This is a genomic window from Shewanella sp. SM20 (assembly GCF_025654545.1).
Classification (GTDB): Bacteria; Pseudomonadota; Gammaproteobacteria; order Enterobacterales; family Shewanellaceae; genus Shewanella; species Shewanella oncorhynchi.
On the sequence record NZ_JAKKRK010000002.1, the window covers coordinates 127,091 to 149,375 of the forward strand.

At 47.9% G+C, this 22,285-nt stretch carries 13 protein-coding genes; 3 read left to right on the plus strand and 10 right to left on the minus strand.

Annotated elements, in window-relative coordinates; genetic code table 11:
• Positions 1–80: 80 nt before the first annotated feature.
• From recD to rmuC, 9 genes are all read right to left on the minus strand, one after another.
• The gene (gene recD / locus L5M18_RS01555; protein WP_263195796.1) at positions 81–2,279 is read right to left on the minus strand and encodes an exodeoxyribonuclease V subunit alpha; all 2,199 of its coding nucleotides are present in this window, start codon (positions 2,277–2,279) and stop codon (positions 81–83) included.
• The gene (gene recB, locus L5M18_RS01560; RefSeq protein WP_263195797.1) at positions 2,276–6,082 is read right to left on the minus strand and encodes an exodeoxyribonuclease V subunit beta; all 3,807 of its coding nucleotides are present in this window, start codon (positions 6,080–6,082) and stop codon (positions 2,276–2,278) included. Before recB ends, recD begins: the two co-directional genes overlap by 4 nt.
• A complete protein-coding gene (gene recC / locus L5M18_RS01565) occupies positions 6,079–9,888 on the minus strand; it encodes an exodeoxyribonuclease V subunit gamma (protein ID WP_263195798.1) in 3,810 nt (1,269 codons plus the stop codon). Before recC ends, recB begins: the two co-directional genes overlap by 4 nt.
• 155 nt (positions 9,889–10,043) lie before the next feature.
• Positions 10,044–12,203: a DUF3488 and DUF4129 domain-containing transglutaminase family protein gene (locus L5M18_RS01570; protein WP_263195799.1), complete on the minus strand. Its 2,160-nt coding sequence runs from the start codon at positions 12,201–12,203 to the stop codon at positions 10,044–10,046.
• Positions 12,200–13,306: a DUF58 domain-containing protein gene (locus L5M18_RS01575; protein ID WP_263195800.1), complete on the minus strand. Its 1,107-nt coding sequence runs from the start codon at positions 13,304–13,306 to the stop codon at positions 12,200–12,202. Before L5M18_RS01575 ends, L5M18_RS01570 begins: the two co-directional genes overlap by 4 nt.
• Positions 13,307–13,377: 71 nt before the next feature.
• On the minus strand, positions 13,378–14,289 hold the full coding sequence (locus L5M18_RS01580) for an AAA family ATPase (RefSeq protein WP_263166271.1): 912 nt from the start codon (positions 14,287–14,289) through the stop codon (positions 13,378–13,380).
• Positions 14,290–14,474: 185 nt separating this feature from the next.
• Positions 14,475–15,179, minus strand: a complete 705-nt coding sequence (locus L5M18_RS01585) for an EAL domain-containing protein (RefSeq protein ID WP_113939636.1) — start codon at positions 15,177–15,179, stop codon at positions 14,475–14,477.
• Between the two features lie 239 nt (positions 15,180–15,418).
• Entirely contained in the window at positions 15,419–17,344 is a 1,926-nt protein-coding gene (locus L5M18_RS01590) for a transglycosylase SLT domain-containing protein (protein ID WP_263195801.1), read from the minus strand.
• Between the two features lie 81 nt (positions 17,345–17,425).
• On the minus strand, positions 17,426–19,000 hold the full coding sequence (rmuC, locus tag L5M18_RS01595; RefSeq protein ID WP_173245045.1) for a DNA recombination protein RmuC: 1,575 nt from the start codon (positions 18,998–19,000) through the stop codon (positions 17,426–17,428).
• A 253-nt stretch (positions 19,001–19,253) separates the two neighbouring features.
• On the opposite strand from rmuC, the gene msrP reads away from it, so the two are divergent.
• Both msrP and msrQ read left to right on the plus strand, forming a co-directional pair.
• Complete coding sequence (msrP, locus tag L5M18_RS01600) at positions 19,254–20,288, plus strand: protein-methionine-sulfoxide reductase catalytic subunit MsrP (protein WP_263195802.1); 1,035 nt, start codon at positions 19,254–19,256, stop codon at positions 20,286–20,288.
• A gap of 46 nt (positions 20,289–20,334) precedes the next feature.
• Positions 20,335–20,997, plus strand: coding sequence for a protein-methionine-sulfoxide reductase heme-binding subunit MsrQ (gene msrQ, locus L5M18_RS01605; protein WP_263195803.1), 663 nt, complete (start codon positions 20,335–20,337; stop codon positions 20,995–20,997).
• Positions 20,998–21,155: 158 nt separating this feature from the next.
• Here msrQ and gloA read toward each other — a convergent pair whose 3' ends face one another.
• On the minus strand, positions 21,156–21,566 hold the full coding sequence (gene gloA / locus L5M18_RS01610; RefSeq protein WP_006087315.1) for a lactoylglutathione lyase: 411 nt from the start codon (positions 21,564–21,566) through the stop codon (positions 21,156–21,158).
• Between the two features lie 460 nt (positions 21,567–22,026).
• Here gloA and L5M18_RS01615 point away from each other — a divergent pair, with 460 nt between their 5' ends.
• Positions 22,027–22,284: a hypothetical protein gene (locus L5M18_RS01615; protein WP_226058513.1), complete on the plus strand. Its 258-nt coding sequence runs from the start codon at positions 22,027–22,029 to the stop codon at positions 22,282–22,284.
• The last annotated feature ends 1 nt before the right edge of the window (position 22,285 follow it).

A 22,285-nucleotide genomic window follows, 5' to 3' on the forward strand; every position in this document is an offset into this window, starting at 1 on the left:
TTTCATGGTTAGAGTAAATCTAAAAGTCATATCTTAAAATGTAGTTCCTAAAGTGTTCCCCATTGACCACAAAGCTTCATTCACCCCCAAAGGCGGTCGGCAAGACCCGATGCGCGTTGGGTTGCTTGGCTACTGGCCCGCTCGAATACGTGCTGGGTGCCTAAGCAGGTAAAGTGGACTTTAGCGCGGGTGATGGCGGTGTAGACCAACTCTTTGGTCAGCAGTTGCCACTGGGCTAGGCTGGGGCTCGGCGGCAATACTAAGGCCACACGGCTAAATTCGCTGCCTTGGCTCTTGTGTACTGTCATGGCGTAACAGGTTTCATGGCTTGGCAAACGGGCTGGCAAGACTTTTAACAGGCTGCCATCGGCCTTGATAAAGTGCGCCATTAAACGTTCGGGTTTATCTTCATCCTGCAAAATCAATCCGATATCACCGTTAAACAGGCCTAAGTTATAGTCATTGCTTTGGATGATAATGGGCCGACCCAGATAAAACTCCTGTAGCGGTTTAATCAGCTTGGCATTGGCCAGTGCTTGAGTCACAAATTGATTAATACCTTCAACCCCATAATCGCCCGAGCGCATAGCACATAGAATACGGTACTGGTTAAAGCGTTCAATGATGTCAGCTGTGCTTGGACGCTTGCTTAAATCACTATTACTCGTATCGCTATTCAAGGCGCTGAGATAAGTGCCATATTGCTGGCAGGCTTGCTCTAGAAGTGAATTGAGTCCCATATTATTAGCAGGCTCGCTCACTTTGGCTTGGGTTTGGCTTACGACCATACTGTGTTCTAACCAGCTCAATTCTGCAGGTCCCTGTTGCCATACCTGCAAAAGACCTTGAAGATCTGCGCGATTGACGGCACTGGCGAGCAGTCCAATCCCTGCATCGCCTTTAAATCTGTGGCTGTGCATTAGCATACATAAGCTATCGCCAAGTTTAGGGGCGTCGCTGATATAGGGCGTTAACTCAAAACCCGTTAAAGCACTCAGACGCTCGGCTTGTTCCTTGGAATAGCGCATTTGCCACAGAGCAGGGCTGCTTGAAGCTATGTTGTTCTGAGCAAGGTTATTGGGATCTACTGGTATTTTAAGGCCCGCACAAATATCGGCGAGCACAGCGCCAGCCTCAACTGAGGCGAGTTGGTCTTGATCGCCGAGTAAAATCAAACTGGCGTGCTCGGGCAGTGCGCTGAGCAATTTATACATCATGGGCAAATCGACCATAGAGGCTTCGTCGACGATTAATAAGTCGAGCCTAAGCGGATTACCTTGATGGTGGCGAAAGTGCGGCGAATTGGGGATCACCCCAAGCAGCCTGTGTAAGGTTGATGCCTCCTCTGGAATACGTCCCAGAGCCGTTAAAAAGTCTTGGCTATTTCTATTGCGAGCTTCATCAATAACATTAGCATGGGCGCTGAGTTCCTTCGCCAGACGCGCTTTTGAGGCTTTGATTGATTCGCTTAAGCGAGCCGCCGCTTTTCCCGTTGGCGCGACTAAACGGATTTCCTGCTGTGATTCCATTTGTAGCAATAACAAAAGCTTAGTCACAGTAGTGGTTTTGCCCGTACCTGGGCCGCCAGTGATCACCGACAGTTTTTTACCCAGCGCTGTGGCCGTGGCGACCTTTTGCCAATCAATGGGTGCTGTGTCTTCACTGTTAGTGAGTACATTGGTAGTGAGTGAATGGGGATCGCTCACAGTGGTAGGGAACAGTTGATCTAGCAGTGACCTCAACTTAGCGATTTGCGGTTGCTTTTGGTGGTTTGCTTCTTCAGATAATTGCCTAGATACGCTTCCGGACAAGCGGATTAATGAGGCGGCGACTGAGGTTTCAAATTGATGATAACGTTGTAAATAGAGTATGCCATTATCAAAAATAAGCGGTTTGTTACTGCCCGCTTGGCCGACGGCATCAAAGGTTTGTAAGGTCTCAGTGAGCGCTTCGAGGCTTAAGGTGATTTTACAATGGCTATTTTGTTCGGCCATGGGATTAAGTGGCACAATATGGGCGAGCACTAGACAACTGTGCTGTGAAGATAATTGCTGGCTTAATAGCGCACACAGCAAAATAAATAAGGGATGTTGGCTGTCGCCTGGATGTAAGAGACTCATTTCGAGTGCGAAATGCCGATCGAGTGGCGTGAGCAGTCGTTCTTGCTCCCACTGTTTCAACAGCTCTGGTAGCGGCGCGGTAAGCTGGATTGCGCCATGATCTATCCATTTCGCGGCTGTGAGTGAATGTGCATTTAGCCCTTGGGTTGAGCGCATCATGCCGTGACTCCTGTATCGATTGCACCAGCTAATCTGCTGTGAAATAAATTGTCATTAAAAAGTGAATCCAGCGCGAGAATAAGTGCCTTCGGCGGCTTGTCGTAGTAAATACCGTAGCCGGGATACTGAGCCGACATACCCCGTAAGAACAAGTAATAACAACCGCCGATATGGCTTTCGTAGTCATAACTTGGCAGGCGTAAACTCAAATATCTGTGCAGCGCCAATGAGTAGAGGATGTACTGCAAATCGTACCTGTGATCAGTTATGGCATTTTGCAGCGCGCTTTGATGATAGGCATTGATGTTGTCGCCTAAATGATTCGACTTATAGTCGGCGATATAATATTGACCTTGGTATTCAAAGGTTAAATCGATAAAGCCTTTGAGCATGCCCTTGAGATCATCAAACTTAAGTGTCGACTCATAGCCAAATTGCTGCAGTAGCGCATTGAGTTCAGTATCTTTAAGTTCGCTTAAGGGTAAATAAAACTCCATTTCGACTAAGGTATTCTGTGGCGATAACTTGGCTAAGCACAGATCTGGATGAGCAGGTTTGACGGCGCTTACGGCGCTTACGGCTCTTACATGGCTAGTGACCTGCGACGCTAAGGCATGCGGTATCGCGCAAAGCGGTGCATGCAGCACATCCAAATACCAAGTATGTAATATTGTTTGCCATTCGGGCGCGATACCGTATTGCAGCATGGCTTTAGGCAATTGCAGCGGTAAGTCGATTTCTGCCTGCGTAAAATCAATCTCTTCTAGCACTAAATGCATAAAGCTACCGGCATTGGCGCCGCGTTCAAAGTTAAAGCGATTGAGCATGTCATCCTGCAGATCATGACTTGCCTCATCAGGAATAGAGAGTGTTTGCGCAGCCGTATATTCAAGCGTACCTAATATTTCATCGTCGGCACCCGGAGCGGCTTTACCATGGCTGGTATTTTTAACTAGGCCTGAATAACTGCCGACTCGCCACGGCGTGCTGTATTGGCGGGTTAAGGTTTTCGCGCTAAGTATTTGCGCTATGTCTTGGCTTGAGGGCAATGGGCGCTCGTCTATGTCATCGGGCACCTTATCAATACTTATGGCTTCCACATCTTGAGCGAGCTGCTGCGCAGCATTGCAGATACGGGCAAAGTCACATTCTGAGTCGCCTATGCCGAGCAGATAGCCGATAGCGGTTTCATGCAGCTGACTTTTAAGGCCATTTTTAAGCTGACGACTGTGGTTGGCGATATACAAGTAACACAAATACACAGGGCGAGTGAGCGCCACATACAAAAGGCGCAAGTCTTCGGCTAAGGTTTCTTGCTTGGCGCGCTCCCAACCTTCATCCGTGCCTTCGATATCCCATACTAGCTCTTGCTCACCTGCATCGTTAGTTCTGTGGTACAGCATAGGCGTCGGGCGGCGGCGATTGTCACGGGCTAGGCTGACAAAGGGCACAAAACACACGGGATACTCAAGGCCCTTACTCTTATGGATAGTCACAATTTGCACCAGATTCTGCTCGCTTTCAAGACGCAGCTGCTGTTCATCTGTGCCTGTGTTATCAATCAGTTGCTGTTCATACCAATTGAGCAGGGCGCTAATACCATCAAGTTCGGTGGCCTTTTGCTGTAATAGCTCGGCAAGGTGGCGAAAATCCGTCAGGCGGCGCTCACCGTTTGTGGCATCTTGCTCTTGAGCATCTACCTCAGCACTGGCGGTGTGCAGTAAACGGTCAATCAGCTTAGTGCTATTGGCAAGGCTTAATAGCGCGGGCATGATGCCGCGTTTTTGCCACACTTGGTGCAAGTTAAAAAACTGCTCTAATAACAGCTGTCTGTGCTCTTCATCTTGGTTAAAGGCATGAATTTGCTCGGCGCTGTAGCCTAATAATGCCGTGGCTAGGGCGCTGCGCAGTGCCCGCTCATCCTTAGGATTCGCCAGAGATCGTAAAATTAACGCCATTTCCCGCGCTTCAAGGGTATCGAATACACTGTCGCGACTTAAAAACACTGCGCCTATGTGGCGTTTACTCAATGCGGTTTTCATCACCGCCGCCTCGTTGCGATCCCGCACTAAGATAGCGATGTCTTTAGCGATTAAAGGCCCTTTCGGGCTGTGGCATTCGCCATTGGCCGCATCTGTCAGTAAACGGGTGATCTCCGCTGCTGCATCTTCGGCGAGCAAGTGTCTTGCGGTGGTTTTGTTGAGGCCGTTTTCTGCGCTTTCGCTTAAGAGTCTTAATCTTAAGGCGGCAGGATTGGCGGTTTTTTCAGTGAGGGTTTTCCCCTTGGCACTGCTGGGCGTTTTCACGCTATCAAAGGGGATCGACTGACTGATAAACGGATCGTGATGCTGGCTAAACAGATGGTTAACCCCAGCGACCATGTTTGCGCTTGAGCGGTAGTTGGTATCCAGATGATAGTGGGCCTGCGTATGATGACGGGCCTCAATATAGGTATGGATATCGGCGCCGCGAAAGGCATAAATGGCCTGTTTAGGATCGCCAATCATCAACAGAATGAGCTTATTTTCAGTAGCGTCTACACCTTGCTTTTCAAACGAGTAGCGGCCTTGGTAGATGCCAGAGAAGATCGCAAATTGCAGCGGATCGGTATCTTGGAATTCATCAATAAGCGCGACGGGGAAACGTGTTGCCACGGCTTTGGGCAAGGTTTCATTATTGGCATGTAGCGCGCTTGCTAATGTCGTGAGTAAATCATCTGGGGTCAGCACGTTTTTTTGCTGCTTTTGCTGGGAAAATCGCTCGCTTATGCCAAGTTTCGCACTATGTAAAAACGCTGGTTTAATGGCGGCAATCAATGTAGCGAGCTGCTCCATATGATCCATCAGCGGCGCTTCGCTCACGCTTGGGATCACGCCGCCCTTGTTGAGTTTTAACTCAGACAGCGATAAGGCTTCTAATTCTTTCAGTGGCGGCAACCCATGCCCGAAGGCGAGCCAGTTATCTAGTGCATCGAACATGGCGGCGAGCTTGGGGTACTTATCCGTTGCTTTGCCAAAGCGGGTACCATTCAGCGGCAAACTGTGTAGCAATGCCAATAAGCCATCGCGTCCCCTTGGCCAAGCTAATTTAAAGCGCTCTAAACTTTGGCGTAGTGACAGGGCTAAGGCATCAAACTTAAGCGCGGGTTTCAAAAGCTTTGCTTGACTGGCGCCAAGGAGCGGTCGCAACTGTTTGACTAAACCATCGGGCTCGCCAAATTCCTTGGCAATGATTTGCGCTAAGTAATCGGGCAGCGGATAACAGGCCTCACGCCAAAAATCCCGCACCGCATGGTGCAAAAATTCGCTGTCGTCCAAGGTAAAGTCCGATTCGAACAGCAAGGAAGACTCAAAGGCGAGATCCGATAAAATTCGCTGACAGAAACCGTGAATGGTAAAAATCGCCGCTTCGTCGAGTGATTTAAGGGCGAGATCGAACCGCCGCAGGGCAATGGCGCGATCACTCTCTGGGGTGTTGTCATACAATGCCTGCACAAAGGGGTCGGCAATCGTTAGTCCTAAGAAGCACTTAAAGGCGACTTGAATACGCCGGCGAATACGATCCCTTAGCTCTTCGGTGGCCGCATTGGTAAAAGTTACTACGAGAATTTGTTCGCAGGTGAGCGGTGCAGGAATGCCATCACCAAGTAATAAGCGTAAGTAAAGACCTGAAATCGTGTAGGTTTTACCTGTGCCTGCGCTGGCCTCAATAAGACGACTACCGCCAAAGGGCAGAGTGAGAGGATCAAGCGCTTGTGGTGCTGAATGTAACGCTGCTGCGTTTAACTGCATCTGTTCACTCATGCTTGCTCTCCATGTGCGCTATTGCGGTTCAAATGTGGTGCGAGAGCTTGTGTGTCAGTCGCGTGTTCATTAGCAGGGCCTTGGCTCATGCCATCGTTTAGCGCAAATTCCTCAAGCTGAGCCAGCGTGTCTTTGAGATATAAACTCACCATAGGGCGATAGATACGCTCGGCTAATGCACTAAAGCTATCCTCAGAGAAATCCCGCGGGAAACTGAATAATCGCTGGTAATGGGGTTCGTTCCCTTCACCCAATTGACTCTGCTCATCTAACCATTCGGGTAATGCTTGCTGCAAACGCTCATCGTGCTCACCCTCGCAGCTGACGTAGGCCAGTGACGTGCGCGGCATAAAACACAGTGGGTGTTGTTGGCCTTGGTAAAACAACACTAACAAATCGGCCAGTAACGCATGGGCGCGCTCAGCAGTGATTGGCGCCAAGGCGTGGAAGTGCCCCATGTCGAGTAGATAGCTTGCATGTGTGTGGCCCATTGCCATTAAACACAGGTGGCGAAGGTACAACCTCAGCACATCGCGACCGTGGGCGCTACCAGGACGGTAATTCACTAATCCCTTAGGGCTGATGTCATCAATACGGCCTTGCAGTACCACTTGCTGGGATTTACCCGCCGTGATGGGCAAGTCAAACAGGAGTTTAATATCCGCATGACTACTGGCTTGTTCTCCCTTGAGGAACAAGGTTCTGCCAATCAAAGGCTTAATATCGTGCTGATATTGGCGTAGCAGCAAATCATCGAAGGGCTGCATGGGCAAAGTGCCACTGGCTTTGAGGCGTTTAATCAGCTCGATATCGGGCTCAGTTAGGCCTTGGCCTATGGCATCGTCGAGTAACTGGGCCTGTAACATATAACGCTCTAGGGCATTCAAGCTAAAGGGCTCGTCATTATCATCGGCCTGAATATTAAGGCTGAGATCGACTTTTAACGTACGGTTGAAGAAGTACTGCGCCGGATTTCGAAAGAAACGGATCAGGGCTGACACATCCACTTGCTTGCTTTGCTTACTTTGCTGCTGTTCGTGCTCAGAAGCTGGCTGTGCCTCTGTATCTGGCACTGAGTCTTGTTCATCCGCTTCGAGCATGATGCGAGTTTGCACGCCGATAAAGCGGCCCGCATGTGTGCCCGCAGCGTCCGCATTGGGCGGACACCATTGCAGGCTGTAACTTTGGCCTATGCCCGAGTTATTTTGGGTTCTGCCTGATCCATCTATGTTTGAGCCATCTTTGTCATCATTTTTTACTGTGGCTTGATACAACTTGGGATCAAAGGGTTGCAGTGGCTGGTGGCTGACAATCGCGTTATAGAGGGCTTTTTCGGCATCCTCTGGGTCTATGGGGCTTGCAGCGTTTTGCGATTGAGCCAATAGCGTTTCAGGCAAATAGCACAGCTGACAATATTCAATCAGCTCAGAGACGAGCATAGAGGCGATACGCTCAGAGTTATCCCGTTCGCTGCGGCCAATATAGCTGATATACAGTTGTTCCCGCGCCGACAATAAGGCTTCTAAAAACAAATATCTGTCATCGAGGCGGCGGGAGCGATCGCCTTTACGGGCGCCGAAATGCGCCATTAAATCAAAGCCGACGGGATGTTGAACCCTAGGATAAACCCCATCGTTCATGCCGAGTAAACACACGACCTTAAAAGGAATCGAGCGCATCGGCATCAAGGTACAAAAGTTCACGCTCCCCGCAAGATAACGCTGGCCGACCCGAGATTCGGTTAAGCGTTGATTAAACCACTGCTGCAGTACTTCGATACTGAGGCTCAGTCCGCTTATGTTCTTTTGGGCTAGCGTCTCGAACATACTTGTATCTAACGAGTTTGAATCCAAGGGCTTGCCCGCCGATAGTAACTCTTGCTCTAGGGCGGCAATGGCATCGCGGATTTCCTGCAATTGTTCGCGCTCGTCTTCATCTGTGTCGTAGAAGGCATCCAGCAACTCAGTTAATTCCGCTAAACGCAGTGCGCCCACTTGTGGCTGGGCGAGTATTTGCGCCGTTTCATCGAGCACTTCAATAAAATTGAGTAGCTTACCTAACGCCTGCGCCGATTGGCCTTCAATGCCAGTGACGACAAGATGGTCTTGGTAGAGCGGCGCATCGTCACTCAAGGCGTAACCTAAAATCAGCCTTTTAATACCAAAGGCCCAGGAGTTTTGCTCAAACGCTGGCACACCTTGTTTAAGGCGGCTTTGTTCATTGCGGCCCCAGCGCACGCCAGCTTCATCTAACCAGCGGCGGATCAGTTGCAACTCATCGTCATCGAGTTGGAAACGGCGCAAAATGGCGGGCACTTCGAGTATGCTCAAAATGTCGGTCAGACCGAAGCGACTCTGATTAATCCCGAGTAAATTTAAAAAGCTATTGATGAGCGGTGATTCCTGCGCTGCACCGCGGTCGGCAATGGCGTAGGGAATGTAATGCAGACCTTGCTTCGCCGAGAAGACAGCATCGATGTAGGGGGCGTAGGCGGCGACATCGGGCATCATCACCACTATGTCTTTGGGTGTCAGGTCGGCATGGTTGCTGAGTAACTCAAGTAAGTGATCGTGCAGGGTTTCGACTTCCCGCAGTGGACTGTGACAACTTTTGACTCGAATGGATTCATCGTCGCGCTTAAGCAGGCGTCTGTTCTCGACATTCTGATACAGCTCGGCATCAGGCCCTAGCACTCTGTCTAAGGTTTGCATCTCTAAAATATCGTATTGCACCCCGTGGAGCATGCTGGCGTGATTGTGCGGCGAGTTGGGATCGTCGCAGGGTTCACAATACACATCGTCGCCAAAGTCGCAGTGTTCGGCGGGAAGTTCAAGCAGCATATCGAGTAATTCACGGCCCATCTTGCCGTTATTGGCAAGCAGCGGATTACCCACTTCGAGTTTATCTTCCCACAGTTCGGCTAATTGGCGTTTACCCGCATATTGCACCGCCATGCGGGCTCGATTACGGGGATCAACAATGTCACCCCAATAGTGCTGACACGGACTTAAGCCCAGCACGATCACATCGATACGGCCTGCCAGATGGTACAGCACCTCTAGGGTTTGCGGCGCCATCGAAGAAATGCCAAACACAAATAGGCGTTGCGGTAATTTGGCGAGTGACGTGTCGGGATGATTCAGCGCGGCAATTAAGTCACTGTGCAGGTTGGCCCTGTGGTAATGGCTTTGATTAAGCTCATCACGGTTAAAGGCAATCAGTGCGCGCCATAAAATGGGTTGCCAGCGTTGGTCTTCATTCAGCGGCTTGGTGAGTGATTCGGGATGCTCGTTTTGCTCCCAGGCTAAAATCCAATCGGGGCGATACACTAAGTATTGGTCGAAGATATCGGCAATCCGACCACAGAGTTGGTACAACTTAATGTCGTCAGCCGTCATATCACTCGTGTTGTGCTGTTCACTCGTGTCGGTGGCATTTGTGCTGGATTGCTGATGACTTAGATAGTGTCTCAACGGCCCAAAGGCGTCATTTTGTAGCATGCGCGGTAAGAGTTGCATCAGCTTCCACGTCATTGCCGCCTTAGTGAAGGCGTTATCCTTAGGCACATTGGGCAATAAGTCATGGCACAACTGCCAGGTAAAGCTCGATGGCAGCGGGAATTCCAGTGCGGCGGCAATTCCATTTTGTTTGGCGATTTCGAGGCGTAGCCAAGTCGACATGCCGGGACTCTGTACCAGAATATGCTCGTTACTCAGTAGACGTGCAAAAGCAAGCGGTTGGGTCAGGTAAGCGGCTAAATGGGCGCAGAGCACTTCCATCTGATTGGACTGGATTAACTTTAGCATGTGCAACTCGGCATGGTGACAATAAAACAATTCTATGTGTTTGATTTATAAGATTCAACACTATTGCTGCTTCTGTGGAATTAACCCGCAATTTTAGGTGTTTATTGGTGCTTGCTCCGATGATGTATCGTCAGTTATAGCTCAGTTGACGAATCCTAGGCTAGATTGAACTTATCTTTCACTTTGGCTCTGAGCAGTAACCAGTTGAGTTGCTTCGCCGCCGCTTTAAATGCGGTTAAATGCGCTTGATAGTCTTTAGCCGGTAAATCTTGGTACTTCAGTGCTACATAACTTTGGGTCAAGGTTTGGAACAGCGTGCAAAGCTTTGGTGCACTGTGTTGGTATTGCTCAATAATCTGCTGCGCAAATTGATTTGGTCCATCACTGTCTTTGCGCTTAATGCCATAGTGTGCGAGACGATTACAGAGCTGTTGATAACGAGTACTAATGGGATCGTCTTGAACTCTAAAATGTAATAAGCCCGCACTGTAGGCGATATAGAGCACGATAAGGCTGATACAGAGCCCCATAAATACCGCGATTTTAGTGTGAGTCACATCGCCTAAAATGCCACTGAGCACTTGATTCTGTTTCTCTTGGTTAAAACCCAGTACCCACACGCTCCAGTAATAATCTATGCTGGCAAAACGTTGTCTTAACTCGTTGAGCCAAGGCATGGATTTAAATCGTAAGCTACTAAAAGGGCTTTCCTGCAGGTAACTTTGCTCGGGATCAAACTGGGCGTCGAATCCTTGCTCGATACGATTGGGCGCCACCATAGCGGTTGGGTCGAAACGCACCCAACCTTCATCTTCAAGCCAGACTTCTGCCCATGCGTGGGCCATATATTGATACACACTGTAGTAACCCGCTTGCGGATTAAATTCACCGCCCTGATAGCCTGTGACCATACGCGCGGGTAAGCCTGTGGCCCGCGCCATAAAAATGAAGGCTGCGGCATAGTGCACGCAAAAACCGGCTTTGTTTTCAAATAAGAAATCATCCACTTGCTGCGGCCCAAGGGGGGGAGGCGTGAGTGTGTAGAAGAAAGGCTCACTATTAAAGTGGCCCATCATGGCCCATAGTCGTGGCTTAGGCGCGGGATACTGAGTCTTAAACTGCTCTGCTAACGTTAAAGTGCGTGGATTACTTTGGCTCGGTAGTTCGAGGTTAATCTGCCTTTGCCGCGCAGATAGCCTGAGATCCATCTTAGCCTTAGGCCAAGACTCTACTTGATAACTCATTCGCTGATCGATATTGCGCAGCGCCAACAGCCGATAGTCGGGCATATTGACCACGTTATCATCTTGGCTATAGGCCACATCGAGACCAAATAACCACGGCTGGTGGCTCGGCTCAGCAATCACTTGATAACGAATACCATGCTTATCTTGCTTACTTAATGCGATCTCTTGATCTTCGCTGCTTATCGAAGCAGGGCTATTGCTCATGGGATCAGGATTATTGACCATCAATGCTGGGCTGGGCCGAGAGGGCGGAAACAGCAGGGCATCTTTTTGCAACTGTTTAATCCCCGCGTCTTGGCGCCAAGTGACACCATCATAGTTCTCCATCACGAGGGCGCGCCAATATAACTCGGCATTAATGGGCGTTGCATTGGTAAAACTCGCCCTAAAGGCAAGTTCAGTCGAACGGGTGAGCTTACCTATATCACCAATCGCCAGACTATCCGACAAGCCCGTTTGGGCTTCTTTCATGTTGGGCACTAACCAGAGCGGTGCAAGACGCGGTAACACTAAAAATAACAGCAGCGCGAGGGGAAGGCTCTGGAGTAAAAATTTGCCACCGATCCAAGCCGTGTGTTTTAAGGATTGCTTATCTTGATACAAAGTCACGAGCACGCAGGTGTTGATCAGTGCCACCACGAGCAAGTGCGCGGTATTAAGCAGGGATTGATGGTCGATAAAGGTCAGCGCGATAATAAAATAGCCCGCGAGGACGACAACGCGTACATCCCTTTGATTACGCATTTCAATGTATTTTAAGGCATAACCTAACAGCAGCAGATTCACTAGCGCATTGAGTAAGCCGATTTCCTTTGAGACGAGTGCCAGTGTGGTTGCGGCGCCGATCGCAAGACTGGTCACCAAAAAACGCGGTGGTTTTGCCACTTTGCCGACATAAATCCCCACACGCCACAGCAAACAGATAGCGCAAATGCCCAAAGTCCAAGGCGTGGTTTTATCAAATAGTGGGCTTAATACCGCAATATTGGTGATCAATAACCAAAAAAGTGTCTGGCGGCTAATATTGTCGCCGATTTGCGGTGTCGTGCTATTGGCCGCTAACTTCATACTTGCTCCCTCGAAGTAGGGATATGATGCTGCTTGCGGGGAGCTTGATTCGTTTTTTGTGGGTGATTAGCGACTGATGACTGATATGGGGGCTTCGCCACTGAAGGCGCTAATTGTGGATATAAGGCAATGGCTTTTTGACAGGCGATCCTGTGGTGATTGCCTATAGCGGGCGCGATCAAGACATCGTCTCCCATGGGGTTTTGCAGATGTAAGCCAAAATACTGCTCAAGTTGCGTGAGTTTATTGACTTGCCAGCTTAGCTGACTCAATTGGGTTTCGAGGCGTTTGGCATCGGGTCTGAGCCTTAACCAGACGGGATCACCTTGGGGCTGCTGGAATTCTTTAGTCAGCATGCCTCGACCTTGTGCCCATTGTTTCCATGCCACTTGCTTGAGGGATTCGCCGAGCACATGGGGTTTAAGGCCTTTAAACTCATCAATCCCCGATACATGTTTACCCGCGAGTAACAGGGGATCTTGCTCCGACTGGGTATGATCAGCCTCAAGCTGTAGCGGCGCTTCAATCGGCAGGGCAAAGACTAAGTGACTAATGGCTAAATCCACATGGGACCACGCGCGGCAAAGCCCTAAGGGATAGAAGGATTCAATTTTGAGCCGACCCGGTGACACTTGGCCCCGCTGATGATATTCGAAGGGCACGAGCGCTTGTTGTTCATCTGTACCAAGGTTCTGCACCGTATAAGTGCGATTATTCGGATAGTTAAGTTGTATGTTATGGCCACTATGGTGCGTGCTGATGAGGACGGGAAAGGTTAAAGTTTCGCCCGCATAGACTTCGGGCGGCGTCGTGGCCCGTAAATGTAAGCCAGCCAGATTTTTGTAACTGTAGAGAATGCAGGTATTAAAGAGGCTTAGGAGTAAGATGCTGAGGCCAATGACTAAGTTGTTTTGATAGTTAGTGCCGAATAGATATAAAAGTAAAACCAGACCAAGCCAAACTAAACCAAAACCGCTCGGCAGAATAAAAATGCTGCGATGGCTTAAGGTTATTTCGGGACTCGGTGGCAAGCGTCTTGCTAACCAACGTTGCCAAATCGGGACTAACGTCGGAATGAAAGTCGGGAGTATCAGTCGTTTCACTTCTGAGTTATTTCCTTAGTTTAATGGGTTAACTGCATACTTTAGCGATATCTCCTCATTACAGTATCTTGCTACATAATAGGGTTAACGCTCGCCAGAATTCGCTCGGATAAGGCTTCACCCTGTAATTGGCTACTGGTTCTGAGTCTATGCTCAGCCACGCAGCAAAATACCGCTTGTACATCTTCAGGGACTAAATAATGTCGACCTTCTAAAAAGGCCCATGCCTTAGCTGCTTGTAATAGCGCTTTGGTGGCACGGGGTGATAACCCCACGCTGTCACTTTGGCTACGGGAAAAACTCACTAAGGCCAGAATATAATTGAGTAAGGCATCGGAAGCGCTGACTTTGTCGCACTGCTCTTGCAGTTGCATTAAGGCCATCGGTGTCAGGCATTGGGGCAATTGAGCTAAGGTTAAGTGGTTATGATTGCTCTTAAGCATAGCGAGTTCAGCATCGTGGCTTGGATAACCAATAGACAGACGCATCATAAACCTGTCGAGCTGCGATTCTGGTAGCGAAAATGTACCGGATTGATCGGTGGGATTTTGAGTCGCGATCACAAAGAAAGGATTGGGCAATCTGTGGGTGATGCCATCGACGGAAATTTGTTGTTCGGCCATCGCTTCGAGTAAAGCACTTTGTGTCTTAGGGCTGGCGCGATTAATTTCATCTGCCAAAATCATCTGTTTGAAAATCGGTCCAGGATGAAAGATAAATTGTGCTTGATGTTTATCAAAAATCGATACGCCGAGAATGTCGGCAGGCAGCATGTCACTGGTGAATTGGATCCGCTGATAGCTCAAACCTAAGCTTTGGGCTATACCATGGGAAATACTGGTTTTACCCATGCCGGGTAAGTCTTCAATCAACAGGTGCCCACGGGCGAGAATACAGGCTAGAGCGAGACGAATTTGCCTAGGTTTGCCCAGCAATATTTGTTCGAGTTGTTGTAGTAATTCGCTGATCCCAGATTGTGCCACGGGCGACTCCTAATACATTTGGAAGTGTGCTTAAGGTGCATTTGCAAGCTGATGTGCGTTATCACTATGGCGGATCATCGCCCGTATATCCAGTGGCATTTCTAGTGCTAAATCAATTACTCGACAGCATTAGGTCTGGTCTTGAGTGGGCTGGTGGCGCGAATGTAAACCGTTTTAGCCTGATCTTACGTAAGGCACAGTGCTTGGCTGCTGGTGGGGCGAATAAACCAGGATTTAAACAAAAAGCCTTGGACGAAGTCGACACCGATATCGCGCGCAAAGGCTAAGTGAGCTTCAGTTTCTATGCCTTCTAAAATGCATTGTTTGTGAGTCTTTTTGGCAAAGTTGACCAATGCAATTAATAATTGGGCTCCCTCTGGGTGTGTTATGTGCGTTAACCAATGACGGTCAAATTTAAGATAATCCACGTTCATCATCAGATCGACACTGAGCATGGAGTGGGGCGCACCAATATCATCCAGCGCCACATGTATCTTAGCTTGTTTAAATTGAGTGAATAATTGACTGGCCAGCTGGGCATCGTTAATGCAGGTGTTTTCGATGATCTCGACCGTGACTCGTTCATAGTGGGACAGTAAACGAATGAGCTTGGCGGTATGTGGTCCATCGACGGCGTGGGGATCAACATTGATAAAAATTCGCTGCTGACTCGGCGCATGGATGAGTTGAAATGCCTTGGCTTGATATTCAACTGCAGCGAGTATTTCTGTGGATTCATGCAATTGCTCGAACACAATATTAGGTGCAACCGCATCACCATTAGGCAAGTAAAAGCGTGCTAAGGCTTCATAGCCGTCGATGGCTAAAGTATGAGGATTGACAAAGGGTTGGTATTCGCAGCTAAGCGTTAACGAACTAAGGTTAATCATGGGTGTAATGGGATTCTTAATGCTTTAATACTAATTATTCGCATTTAATACCTTTCAGTGCAAACAAGTTTTCGATAAAACGGCGTGATTGCTGAATAATTATTCGCTTTGCTAATTATTTGAATTTAGAGAATATCATTTAGAATTTTTGGTGGTTAAAGCATGAGCGTTACCCTAGGGTATGCTGAAAAGTAGGAACTCGATGCAGCTGAGTATCGAGTTCCTTTTCATGTCACGAGTTAGTAAGCAAACTTAAGCTCAGCTTCGCTGAATAATGGCTGTGCTTTTTGCTTTTGCGCCTCATAAATTAATCGGTAGCTGAGGACGGCTTGAACATATTCACGGGTTTCAGTAAAGGGAATCGCCTCGATAAAGCCCATGGCATCGAGTTTGCCATCAGAGTTTGATAACCAGCGACGCACGCGAGAGGGACCCGCGTTATAGGCCGCCGTGGCGAGGATGCGGTTTTGGTTAAACTCTTTCAACAGCTGGGCATAGTAAGCGCTACCAAGATTGAGGTTAAGCTCTGCGCTATAGAGATCCTTTGGATCGCTATATCTGGCCCCGTGTTTTTTGGCAGTAGCTTTGGCCGTGGCCGGCATAATTTGCATTAGGCCACGGGCACCTACGCCCGAGGTCGCATAAAGATAGAATGCACTTTCGCGGCGGCTAATCGCACGGATCTCATCGATGTTAACCCTATGCTTTTTGCTGGCGTGCTCAAAACCGGCTTGGTGTGCCATAGGGAAGCGTAGAGGAATATCATCCCACAACTTACCTTGAATACTGGCTTCAACACCAAAATCGTACCAGCCCTGTTCATGGGCATAGCGTCCATAGCGTGCTCGCATCGTATTTTCACTGCGTTTTAGTAGTGACATCCATTCATAGCGAGCATCGAAATAACGGTCGAGCGCCATTAACTCTTGCACTCTGACAAAGCCGAGATCATCTGTTAACTTTTGGCTATTGGCATCAACAACAGGCTCAGGGCTTTGATTGAGTGATACCGGTTTATTTAAGAACTGCGCAGCAGCAAAACCGTAAAAATTACGTTCATTACTGATTGTCGCGAGCGCTTTTATGGCGCTTTCAGGCGCTTCTTTGGCATTGGTGCGATAAAGCCAGTATTGCCAACGTTCCTTTGCCAAGGTTTCTGGTTGGAGTAGGTTCAAGTAACGGGCAATACTGCGCATGTCGTGATCGCGGATAGCCCATCTTAAACGGCGCTCAAATAAGTCGTCATTTTTCAGCTCAGTGAGCACATTGTCGACATAGTTTTTATAGTTATCATCTTGTTCAATTAAAATGCGGCGAACAAGGTATTTATCGAGTTGCTGCGCTTGTTCTGGGGTAAAACGATGGGCCTTTTGATACCGTTCATACAAATTAATGGCTTGGTCGAGATCCTTACGGGCAAGGCGTTTTAATCCTGCTGCAACAATGTCACCGACAATGGGATTTTTATCTTTAAACTTTTCGGTATGGCGCAGGCTATTGGGATCTTTATAGACGGCGACTAAACGCTTAGCTTCGTTACTATGGGTGGTGATTTTTTGGGATAAAAAACTCAGTAAACTCGTTTCGCCAGCCTCGAAACTCAGCATCATTCGCGCCCATACGACATCTTGTGTGCGTTTGCCCGCTTTGGTCCATGTGTTGAAAAGAGGATCACATTCCTTTGGTCGCGAACCCCCAAATACCCAAAGTGATTGTGCGGCCGCATAAGCCGTTTTTAGATCGCCCTTGGCGAGTTTCGCCTCATAGTAATAACACTGCAGGCGGATGTCGGTAGGCGCTTCTGGGGTGATCGCAAGATAATCATTCCAGCGTTTTTGGCTACCAGCATTGTTTAAATATTTAGACCGTAACCTATTGTACATGGGTGTGGTTTCATATTTTTCAATCAAGGCTTTAGCTGCATAACCCTGTAAGGCATTAAGAGCACCTATGTCGATATCATGATCTAAATAAATCGCGAGCGGATAATTACCTAGTTTTGCCCGTAGGGGTTTATAGGTTGCATAATCTTGCTTCTTCAGGGCTTTTTCAGCCTCAAGAAAGGTTTTCTGCGTTGACGTTAACGCAAGTGCAGCAGGGGCATTCAATGCGCCTGCGAGCAATATTGCACTGGATATAACCACATTTATAACTGCTTTGCACATGGAGCGTTTGCCTCCGGGCATCAAGGTATCAATCGACATGTCCGTATCGATTTGAGGTAATTAATGGGTGTTCAATTCTTGTTATCTATCATTGCATTCGACAGGCTCGAGTTCTGTGTCCTTAGGATCGCGGGTATGCGACAGATTAAGTTCAGCGTCGTCATCCTGAGTGTCGTTATCGTCCTGGGCTTCATTGAGCGCTTTTTCTAGCAGCATTTTATCCAGTTGTTTGCTGGTATCGACCCCGAGCTGCTGCATTAAATGGGCTTGACGCACAAGGTTGCCTTTGCCCGATGACAGCTTGTTCATTGCACTGTGATAGGTTTTTTCTGCATTATCTAAGGCGCGGCCGAGTTTTTCCATATCTTCAATATAACCACATAACTTGTCGTAAATTCGACCCGCTTGTTTTGCAATGGTTTGTGCGTGTTGATTTTGATATTCGTAGCGCCAAATATTGTTAATTGTGCGCAGGGCCACCAACAAATTCGTTGGACTAACGAGCATGATATTTTGCTCAAGAGCAAAATTGACTAGGCTAGGATCATGCTCTAATGCCAGTAAAAATGCCGGTTCGATAGGAATAAACATCAATACATAATCGAGACTCTTAAGGCCATGCAGATGTTGATAATCTTTTTGACTTAAGCCTTTAATGTGACTGCGAATTGAAATGACATGCTCGTTAATGGCCTGTTGGCGCAGTGCCGGATCTTCACTGTTGAAGTAGCGCTCATAACTGACCAACGACATCTTAGCATCGATGACCACATCTTTATTTTCTGGCAGATGCACAATCACATCCGGCTTAAAGCGTTTACCACTATCATCCTTGAGATCTTGCTGAGTATGGTACTCATGGCCTTCACGTAGGCCGCTTTCTTGCAGTACGCGATCGAGGATCACTTCACCCCAATTACCTTGTTGCTTGTTATCGCCCTTGAGCGCTTTGGTCAGGTTGATAGCATCTTGGCTCATCTTCAGATTGAGCTCCCTTAAGTGCTCAAGCTGATGTTTGAGGGCGCTGCGCTCGGATTGTTCGTGGGTGTAGGATTCACGAATTTGTTGTCTGAATCCTTCTAGCTGTTGTTTTAATGGCCCAAGTACGCCTTCGAGTTGGCTGGCATTTTGGTGCTTAAAGTTTTCGCTACGTTCTTCAAAAATACGGTTTGCGAGGTTTTCAAATTGGGTTTGTAAACGCACTTCGGCCGATTCTAAGCTGGCAATTTTATCCTGCAGCGATTCTTGCTGGGCATCGGCCTTGGCTTGAATGGTTTGCTGCATGGCATTGGATTTCGACAGGGCTAATTGGATCTCTAACTGACGGCGCTGGCTATCATTTAATTGCTGCTCTAAGGTGGGAACGCGTTCGGCTAAAGCCTCGGCTTTACCCAGTTGTTCAATTTTGAGCTCAAGGCGTTGCTGGTATTGACGTAATTGCGCTTCTTTGTCATCGACCAAAATTTGCTGTTGTGCTAAGGATAATTCTGCATCTTCATTTACTTGACGCATTTCTTGCTCAAGTTGGTCTTTGTGTAGTTGCCAGCGTTGGCGGGTGAGTCTTTGATTGAGCAGAGCACCGATCAACAGGCCTAAGAAGGCAATGGCGAGAAGGCCGATGATTTCGGCGACAGAAAAAGATTGAGAAAATGGCATGATCAATAGCACTCCTTTAGCTTTGGCGCTTAGGTTCGCATGCCCCCCAACAGGCTTCAAGCCCTTTAATCAACTATATCTGCGCTTAATGCTTGAATGAGCAAGTCTTATACGTTTAAGGTGAATTTATTCACGGGTGGAAAGTTTTTCTGGCTTTTACCTGTCTATATAAGAGTGAGCGATACAGACTAGCGCCAGAGAAGATTTTTATCGCGACTCGGTGGCTTTAATCATTGGATGGTAGAGGTGTCAATTGGCTAAACATTCCCGTTTTACCCCAGGTATTCTTAAAAAAGCGCAGTGGCACATGCAAGACAACCAAGTGACGCCCGAAGCGGTATTTCGCTCGCGTCGGCAAATTGTAAAAGCCATGGGACTCGGTGCTATCGGTGCCAGCGTGCCCGGTTATGTGCAGGCTGGATTATTCGATCTATTTGGCGATCAACCTAAGTCCTCATTTATCACAACGCCACTGACGTTTCAATCCAATAAGCAGTACGGTGACGCCGATGTGTTAACCCCGTTTGATAAAGTGACGCAGCATAATAATTTCTACGAATTTGGTACGGACAAGCAAGATCCCTTCAATAATGCCCAAGGCTTTAAAGTCGACCCTTGGCAACTGCGTATCGAAGGTGAAGTTGAACGGCCCATGACCTTAGATTTTAATGATCTGACTAAAATGTTCCCGCTTGAGGAGCGTAACTATCGCCTGCGCTGCGTTGAAGCTTGGTCTATGGTGATCCCTTGGGTGGGGTTCCCGCTGGCGGCATTATTGAAAAAAGTTGGCGTCACCAGTAAGGGCAAGTATGTCGCCTTTGAAACCGCTTTTGATCCCGAGCAAATGCCGGGGCAGAAGAGCCGATTAATGGGGGGAGGTATTCATTATCCCTATGTTGAAGGCCTCACGATAGCAGAAGCTATGAACGATTTAACCTTAATGTCGGTGGGTTTGTACGGTAAAACCTTGCCACCGCAGAACGGTGCGCCCATTCGCTTAGTGGTGCCGTGGAAATATGGCTTTAAGAGCATTAAATCAATCGTGCGAATTCGCGTCATGGATAAACAACCGCCGACCAGCTGGAATCAGCTTGCCTCACACGAGTATGGATTTTATGCCAACGTTAATCCGGCGGTGGATCATCCGCGCTGGTCGCAGGCCACAGAGCGTCGTATCGGCGAGGGGGGATTGTTTTCAGCAACCCGCATCGATACCCAGCCGTTCAACGGTTACGGCGAGTTTGTGGCTTCACTGTATGACGGCATAGATCTGAGGAAATACTATTGATGATTGGTTTGTTGTTTGGATATTCGCTATTAAGCGGGGACAAGGTATGTTGAGATTAACCGCTAAGCACTTGTTTTGGCTAAAGGCGTTATTTCATTTGTTGGGTTTAGTGCCCATCGTCTACCTTGTGCTCACAGTGGTGCTTGGCCGTGCGGGTGGCGATCCCGTGCAGCACATTATTCACTACACAGGCATAGGCGCATTAAATGCGCTAGCGGCGACCTTGCTGATCTCACCGATTGCAAAGTTGACCAAGCAAGGGTTGTTGATGCAGACCCGCCGTTTAGTGGGGTTATATGTGTTTGCCTATGCCACCTTGCATATCTTGGTGTTTTTTAGTTTAGATCTGTTATTTGCTTGGGAATTACTGTTTAGTGAAGTGGTAAAACGGCCGTATATTTTAGTCGGCGCAGTGGCTTATCTTATCGTCACCGCTTTGGCGATAACTTCGTTTAAAGCCTTGATGCGCAAGATGGGACGTCGTTGGCAAACCTTGCATAATGGGGTGTATTTAGTCGCGATATTAGCGCCAATCCATTTTTACTGGTCGGTAAAATCGGAAATCATCGAACCGAGTCTGTATATCGTAGGTTTTAGTGTGTTGCTGCTGTGGCGCACGCCTTGGTTTAAACGTTATTTCAGCCGTAAAGTGGCGAACAAAACCGAGCGAAAGCTGACACAAGATAAAGCTTCGATAAAGTCGGTTTAAACGCATGGCGCGAGCAGTAAATCACTGGCTTGATTTATGTTTCTTTGTGCCTAACGTGAGATCTAAAGTATAAAAACAAAAATGCCGAATGAAGATCCGGCATTTTTCGCTGAATAAATAGTCTTGCTCAGTTATTTTTCGGGTTCAGTTGACAGGACTTAACCTAAACCTTGGGTCGCTGATTTCATTTGAATGAACTCAATTTTATAACCGTCTGGATCTTCAACAAACGCAATCTCAGTGGTACCACCTGCGACAGGACCTGGGGCGCGAGTCACTTTGCCACCGGCTGCGGCAATCGCAGCGCAACGGGCGTAGATATCTTCATCACCAATCGCTAAGTGGCCAAAGCCAGTGCCTAAATCATATTTGTCAGTGCCCCAATTATAGGTCAGTTCAACCACGGCTTGGCCTGTGGATTCTTCACCGTAACCCACGAAAGCTAAAGAATATTTGTACTCTGGATTTTCAGAGGTGCGAAGTAGTTTCATGCCGAGCACTTCAGTATAAAAAGCAATACTGCGTTCTAAGTTACCGACGCGGATCATAGTGTGTAATAGTTGCGACATAGGTCCTCTCTCTAAATAGATTACGGGGTGGAGTATACCAAAAATCCGTAGATGGACCTCGATAAATGTCAGCCATTGTTTTTACAGCGCTTGACCCAGATTAAAGCTTAGGATAGGGAAATGATTGTCTGTAAGAGGAATTTTCAGGATTGAGAAGAGAAAATTGCCGATAAATTGGCTATCGCTCACAAAACACAGATACAAACATGGGTTTTTATCACTGGGTTGATAATAATGTAGCCATACCAACTAGGAGAGTGAATGATGAACACCGAACTTAAAATGGCTTTAGGCACCACAGTTGTTATTGCTTTATTTTTCAGTGCGTTCTTTGTTTCAATGTTTTAACGACTAATACAAGTTTGAGTTAACCCAGTTCCAAGTTAAGCAAAAAAGCCGCTATTGCGGCTTTTTGTTTGTCTGTGATTTAATGCATGTAAAACTTAACAAGGATTTGAAGATGTTGTTTAGCGAAACTGAAATAGCATTAATTGCGTCGGCCAAGCGAAAAGTACAGATGGCGCAGAAAGTGCGATTAGCTGTGATTGCATTAGTCGTGCTGGGTACTGGGCTGACGATATCTGGCTTGTGGGTCAATGAATTCGCCATTTATATGGCCTTTGGAATCGTGGTTTTTGCAGTGGCCTTGCCGCAATTTGGGCAAGGGCCAAAATATGAAGAGCTAGTCAGTTTGCTCGAGAAGAAAAGCCAAGGCTAAC